At 54.4% G+C, this 6,220-nt stretch carries 6 protein-coding genes; 5 read left to right on the top strand and 1 reads right to left on the bottom strand.

Annotation, left to right across the window (positions count from 1 at the left end):
• Nucleotides 1–87: 87 nt before the first annotated feature.
• On the bottom strand, nt 88–1,491 hold the full coding sequence (locus RR842_RS00860) for an RNA-binding domain-containing protein (RefSeq protein WP_332521221.1): 1,404 nt from the start codon (nt 1,489–1,491) through the stop codon (nt 88–90).
• Between the two features lie 1,073 nt (nt 1,492–2,564).
• On the opposite strand from RR842_RS00860, the gene RR842_RS00855 reads away from it, so the two are divergent.
• From RR842_RS00855 to RR842_RS00835, 5 genes are all read left to right on the top strand, one after another.
• Nucleotides 2,565–3,836 (top strand): DUF4143 domain-containing protein, encoded by a 1,272-nt coding sequence (locus RR842_RS00855; RefSeq protein ID WP_332553442.1) that lies wholly within the window; start codon nt 2,565–2,567, stop codon nt 3,834–3,836.
• A gap of 473 nt (nt 3,837–4,309) precedes the next feature.
• Nucleotides 4,310–4,699, top strand: a complete 390-nt coding sequence (locus RR842_RS00850) for a hypothetical protein (protein WP_332728811.1) — start codon at nt 4,310–4,312, stop codon at nt 4,697–4,699.
• 9 nt (nt 4,700–4,708) lie between these two features.
• Nucleotides 4,709–5,149 carry a MarR family transcriptional regulator gene (locus RR842_RS00845; protein ID WP_332513415.1) on the top strand — a complete coding sequence of 147 codons (441 nt, stop codon included), beginning with the start codon at nt 4,709–4,711 and terminating at the stop codon, nt 5,147–5,149.
• A gap of 3 nt (nt 5,150–5,152) precedes the next feature.
• The gene (locus RR842_RS00840) at nt 5,153–6,013 is read left to right on the top strand and encodes a DUF5685 family protein (RefSeq protein ID WP_332728810.1); all 861 of its coding nucleotides are present in this window, start codon (nt 5,153–5,155) and stop codon (nt 6,011–6,013) included.
• Nucleotides 6,006–6,220 (top strand): DnaJ domain-containing protein (locus tag RR842_RS00835; RefSeq protein ID WP_332728809.1); only part of this gene is annotated, 215 nt, incomplete at its 3' end. The genes RR842_RS00840 and RR842_RS00835, both read left to right, overlap by 8 nt.

Below are 6,220 nucleotides of genomic sequence, written 5' to 3'. Positions count from 1 at the left end.
ATTACGTTCGCAACGTAGGGGTCGAGGGTTCGAATCCCTTCATCTCCACCACGAAGCCCACAAGCCGGGAATTGCTTCCGGCTTGTTTTATTTCCTACGGTATTTTCGGTCGCGTGTTGTTCCCTCGGCAACAAGAATACCTTGTTCCATCATGGCTGCAAGGTGCCGCTTTGCTGTTTTAGATGACAGCCCTGACATCTTGGCGATTTCAGCAGGAGTTGCATAGCCTAGGCCATTCAGCATTGCTTCGATCGCATCTGCAATGCTATGGATTGTGTTTGGATCGTATGGCATAAGGGATATCTTCGCTTCTGCGAGTACATTTTTTCGTATGGGAATACTCGTTTTGAAAAAATCTCCCTCTACTAGTTCTGGGCTTCCATCTGCGTAAATCTCCGTGTACTTAACGAGATTATGCATGCCGCTCCCTAGCTTGTCCGCACGGCCTATCTGCGCAAAGAAATCGGCTATGACCGGATTTTTGGGCATGGGATTAAAGTCGTTGAGCGTCAGTCTTCCCTCAAAGATCGACCTGCTGGCATTTTCGGTGCGCAAGGTGTCGTTGTCGATAACGAGTTTTGCTGGATAGAGGCTTAGGTATTCTCGATGGGCTAATAGGTTTGAAACAACCTCGCGAATTATAATGTCGCGTGCGCTTACGGAATGGCCGTTTTCCAAATGGAATCGATCGGGTAAGTTTTTTTGCGCGAAATAGAAAAGAAGATCGTAGGCTTCGATGAGATTCGTTTTGACAAGAAGACGGTCATCGTAGCGATCGAGGTTTTCTTTGCGCACGATTGCGTCCGTTACGTAGGAAGGGCAAAGGTCAGCTATGACTTCGTCGGTTCCTAGTAGCAATGCAGCAGCTAAAGTGTACCCTTCCTCACCAGTTTCCCTATCGCGAAGGTAAAGGCTTGAGCTGCGAAGAAGTTCGTTGTCGCTCATTTCTCCCCAAGGGTGCTTTGGGGTTCTGGCAAGCGCCATCTTTCTAGCGCGGTCAATGAGATCCGTCCGGATATCTTCCCGCTCAAAATATTTGTAGACTTTTCGCTCCGAATACTGCGCGCTCTTTCGCAGGTATAAAGCTGAAATTTGGGTGTCGCTCGTTACTCGAACATCAACATCCGCGATCCGGTCATAGATGCGCCCCTTGTAACGATATACGGTAGGCCCCATAGGAATCCAAACGCGCAAAACAGTTTTTTCTTCGTAGGAGATTTCTTCAAATTCGAAAGTAGGTGCCACGTTGAAGCAGTCCGGGTTCGAAACGATATTCACAATGTTTCGCTCAATATCGCTTACGGCATGTTCAAGCACCCCTGTCACCTGGCCGTCATCCTCAACTCCAAGGAAGATGACACCTCCTTGACGATTGGCGAATGAACAGATGGTTTCAAAGGTGTCTTTCTCCGGCTGATTTCCGCAACGCTTGAATTCGACCGTGAGGCCCTCGCCATCACGCAGGTGGTTTTCGAAATCCCCAGTGTTCACGGCCTATCCTTTCGTCCGTTTCGAGACATTATACCGTTTCGGGACATATTCGGGACATATTCGGGACACAACTTGAGAAATATTAGACATTTCAGTAATGGGAAATATAGAGAGCTTGCTCCGTCGTTAGGGAAGCTCTGAAATAATACTTAACCGTCGTTGAGGTCGGAGTACCTTCTGCGGCAGCTAAGTATCCGAGGTTCTTGGTGCTGCCACGAACCTGCAGGTTGAGATCCGTATTGGCTACTTCAATTCCGATGCAACTTCGTTCTAGCGCAATTCGCCCACCTCAGTACGCCGGTATGTCACAAGCCTGCACTATGCGCACGGGTTCAATCATTTCATAAAAACGCTGTTCCCGCCGAAAAGCAGATAGGAAAGAACCCTTTTGAAGATGACTTTACTATTACTTTTCTAGACAGGAAAATAGAACGGTTCTATTTTCCTGGTAATCCTCGAAATTGAGCAGTTGGTACCTGTCTTTCGGAAACATTTTCCAAAAATGGTGCTACGGTATCCTCTAGCGCATCTGCCTGGGCAGTGCATCACGAAAGACTATTTCTTCTTTCCGACAATCGGCCCGCTCCAACTGCTACCAGTCTCCAGGCAGTTGAGATGTTTTTTCAGCTCGCACCTCAGGCAGCCGAAGCAGTTTATGGCTCGTCCAAAGAATCTTCCGCAATGCGCTATGTAAGGGAGAACCCGATGCCGTGCTTTGTCAGGGTGTAAGCATGGTAATCGGATGATGGCTTCCCTGAAAAGCGAAGGATACATCACCACTTTAGTATCTAAACTAATGAGGATTGTTTACGGATGACTTGGGAGAACATTACGTTCGCAACGCAGGGGTCGAGGGTTCGAATCCCTTTACCGTCCACCACGAGTCGATCTTCTTGACCCGTGCGATGATGGACGGGTCGATGTAGGGCATGAATGGTCTCCTTGATTGTGTGAGGCCAGATAGGGAAGTAAGAACGCGCCAAATGAGGAAATAAAAACGCGCCAAACACGGAAGTAAAAATGGGCCAAATAAGGAAATTTGCGATATACTCCTCTGTGGAAAGGAGATACCCATGTCTTTTGAATATCTTCCAAGAATTATTGACGCTGTCTTAGCCGAAAAGATGTCATATACAGGAGCTGTCCTCGTACGCGGCCCGAAGTGGACTGGAAAGACGAGTACATGCGAGCAGCTGGCGAAGAGCGCTCTGTTTTTGCGAGATCCAGATGAGTACGAGCAAAACATAGCGCTCGCCCAAACTAAGCCCTCCCTGCTTTTGCGAGGAGATAGGCCACGACTTATCGACGAGTGGCAGGTGGCTCCTGTACTCTGGGATGCCGTCATAAGCGCTATTGACAAGAGCAAAGGCGTGAGTGGGCAGTATCTGCTCACCGGTTCAGCTACCCCGGTGAAACCTGAGCTCATCAAGCATACAGGTACAGGAAGAATCGCACGCCTTACCATGCGCTCTATGTCCTTATACGAGTCGAGGGAATCAACCGGAGAAGTGTCTTTGTCTACCCTCTTCGAAGGAGGCGATGTTGAGGGTGTATCGGATATCAGCGTGGAAGATATTGCATGCTGCATTTGCCGAGGGGGATGGCCGGAAGCTGTAACAAAGAAAAACCCGGAACCATATTCTCAAGCACGAGATTATCTCGATGCCATCGCCGAAAACGACATATCCGAAGCGAGCGGCATCAAAAGAAACGCGAGCAAGGCGCGCGCTTTGTTACGCTCGTTGGCTCGATGCTCGGCGCAGGAGGCGTCGCTTGCTACGCTGGCATCAGACATGTCGGGAGACGGAGTGGCGATGTCGGAAAAGACCGTTGCCTCCTACATCAATTCGCTCAGGAAGATTTTCGTCATCGAAGACATTCCAGCATGGGCTCCTACGTTACGCTCGAAAACTCCCCTAAGGATGTCCTCGGTATGGCATTTTACCGACCCCTCATTGGCTGCCGCTGCGCTTAAGACGAATGCGGCTGGTCTTTTGGGCGACCTCTCTACCATGGGATTTTTGTTCGAGTCTCTTTGCGTGAGAGATTTGCGCATTTATATGGATAGCATCGGTGGCGGGGTTGCTCATTACCGCGACAAGTCCGGACTTGAAGCCGATGCCATTGTGCAGAAGGACAATGGAGCGTGGGGAGCTATCGAAGTGAAGCTCGGCGGCGAAGAGCGAATCGAGGAAGGTGCCGACCATCTGAAAAAGCTGGAGGAGAAGATCGACACGACAAAGACCCCGCCCCCTGCTTTCAAAGCTGTGCTGACCGGGGGCAAGTACGCTTACCGGCGCGACGACGGTGTTTTCGTTGTTCCACTTGCTTGCCTAAAGCCTTAAGAGGTCCAGTCTCATTTCTCGTAAGACAGGGTTTGTTGATGAGATTAAGATCCTCATGAGCTTGACTCAACACTCGAAAAGCGCTGCGTTGCTTGCGAGGAAACGGCGTGTCTCCACGAAGGCATTCATGATACGGACGCCCAGCTCCACCGCGACATTCTCAATCATCAAAAAGGCGGCCAGCCCTATGCTCGGTCGCCTCCCTTTCATCTCAGGCTCTCTTCAGACGCTCAGGTGTAGCTTCCCATGGTTTCTCGGTTGAGAACCTGTGGGTGAGTTGTGGCCGTATCGTCTCAATTGGGTGACGGACGAGGTTCTCGCAGGGTTCGAGCACAACTAGTCTTATTTTAAGAGTATTAACAAACAACTGCGTGCGTTGTCGACGGCTTCCGCCTCGGTGGCGGGTGCTGCGCCATTTGGCGCGGGCAGAAAGGGAAGGGCTGGTTGTGAACGGTTTTTTCGGACGGATGCAAATGAGACTGGCTGGATGGATGCAAGGGCGCCACGGTACGGACGGGTTCTCGAACTTCCTCGTGGCCGTTGCGTTCGTGCTGCTTATCCTGTCTATGGTTCCCGGCCTTGACCTGCTCTCGTGGGTGTCGCTCGCTCTCCTCGCATATTCGCTGGTCCGCTGCTGCTCGAAAAACCTTGCAGCGCGCGAGCGCGAGAACGCCGCGTACGAGCGCATTGCCGCGAAGCCGAAGCGGCAGGTCGGCCTTCTGCGTAAGAAATGGGAGAACCGCAAGACCACGCGCTATTTTACCTGCAAAGGCTGCGGCCAAACGCTGTCAGTGCCGCGCGGCAAGGGCACGCTGCGCGTGGTGTGCCCGAAGTGCCAGACCGAGACCACGAAAAAGTCGTAGGAGCGTGGCATGGATGTCGCCACCTTCAAAACCGAGATGTTTTCCGCCACCTGCAGCCTGCAAAGGGACATGCACGAGGTGATGGCCCCCGTCTGTCAGCAGTGCGGTCTCACTTTGCAGCAGCTGCACGTGCTGGTGGAGCTGCTGCGCATGCCGGGATTGACGGCTGGCCAGCTCAGTGACCGTACGGGTATTCTGCGCACCAACTTCTCGTCGGTGTGCCGCAAGCTCGAGGACCGCGGGCTTATCGAGCGGCAGCGCAGCCGAGCCGACAAGCGCTCGCTTGAGTTGCGGGTAACCCAGGAGGGCCGCGCCTTGCTTGCAAGCGTCGACGAAGAGGTGAACCGCCGCTACGGCAAGGTGTTTGAAAGTGAGCCGCAGGAAACGTTCGATGCCATCGTCGCCGGATTCCGCGCCCTTGCCGCGCTGACGGAAAAGGTCAGGGGCTAGCGCATGTTCGGCTACATCGTTCCCAGCATAGAGGTCTTGGACGCAGACGAGCGCGAGCGCTATCACGACGTGTACTGCGGGCTGTGCCGTTCGCTCGGCGAGTGCTGCGGGCAGCGCTGCCGCCTTGCGCTCACGTACGACCTGGCATTCCTGGCGCTGTTGCTCGGCTCGCTCTACGAGCCGGACGAGTGCTGTGGCCAGGCGCGCTGCGCGCCGCACCCGGTCAAGCCCCATGGTTTCGCACGTTCCGAATGCACGGACTACGCTGCCGACGTGACGGTGGCGCTTGCCTATTACAAGGCCCTCGACGACTGGCAGGACGATCGCAGCGTGCGGGCCCGGGCGTTTGCTGCGATGCTTGCCGGCCCCTATCGAGACGTGCGGGTGCGGAATCCGCGTATCTGCGAGGCGGTGGACGCAGGCATGGCGGATATCGGCGCTCTCGAGCAAGCCGCCTTTGCTGCCGCGGCGCCCGAGGCTGACGCGGCGCAGCCGACACCCGATGCGGCCGCCAACCGCTTCGGTGCGCTCATGGGCGAGCTGTTCGTATACCGTCCCGACGACTACTGGGCCGACGACCTTCGCCGGCTGGGAGCCCGGCTGGGCAAGTTCGTCTACGTTATGGATGCTGCAATGGATTTTGAGGACGACCGGGAAGCGGGCAGCTACAATCCGCTCGTCGCCATGAATGCCCGTCCCGAGGATATGCACGACAGCTTGAAGGTGCTCATGGGCGGGGTTGCCGAGGCTTTCGAGCGTCTGCCGCTCGAGCGAGACTTGCACCTGATGCGCAGTGTCGTGTATGCAGGTGTATGGCAAAAGTACAACACACAACAAAGCGACAAGGAGAAGCGCCGTGGTTGAGAACCCCTACGACGTGCTGGGCGTAAGCCGCGAGGCGTCCGTCGACGAGGTGAAGAAGGCGTACCGCAAGAAGGCGCGCGAGAACCATCCCGACCTGAATCCGAACGACCCTCAGGCGGCCGACCGCATGAACAAGATAAACGAGGCGTACGATCGCATTGTGAACCCTGAAAAATACGCGGCGCGCGACCGGCGCTCCGGTGCGGG

Origin of the sequence: Gordonibacter sp. (genome assembly GCF_036667095.1) — a bacterium.
In the GTDB taxonomy this organism is placed as follows: domain Bacteria; phylum Actinomycetota; class Coriobacteriia; order Coriobacteriales; family Eggerthellaceae; genus Gordonibacter.
This window is presented reverse-complemented; position numbering and strand designations above follow the sequence as displayed.

Excerpts from the sequence above, each read along its gene's own strand:
- RR842_RS00855 (WP_332553442.1), top strand. The coding sequence starts at position 2,565 with ATGTCTTTTGAATATCTTCCAAGAATTATTGACGCTGTCTTAGCCGAA.
- RR842_RS00850 (WP_332728811.1), top strand. The coding sequence starts at position 4,310 with ATGAGACTGGCTGGATGGATGCAAGGGCGCCACGGTACGGACGGGTTC.
- RR842_RS00845 (WP_332513415.1), top strand. The coding sequence starts at position 4,709 with ATGGATGTCGCCACCTTCAAAACCGAGATGTTTTCCGCCACCTGCAGC.
- RR842_RS00840 (WP_332728810.1), top strand. The coding sequence starts at position 5,153 with ATGTTCGGCTACATCGTTCCCAGCATAGAGGTCTTGGACGCAGACGAG.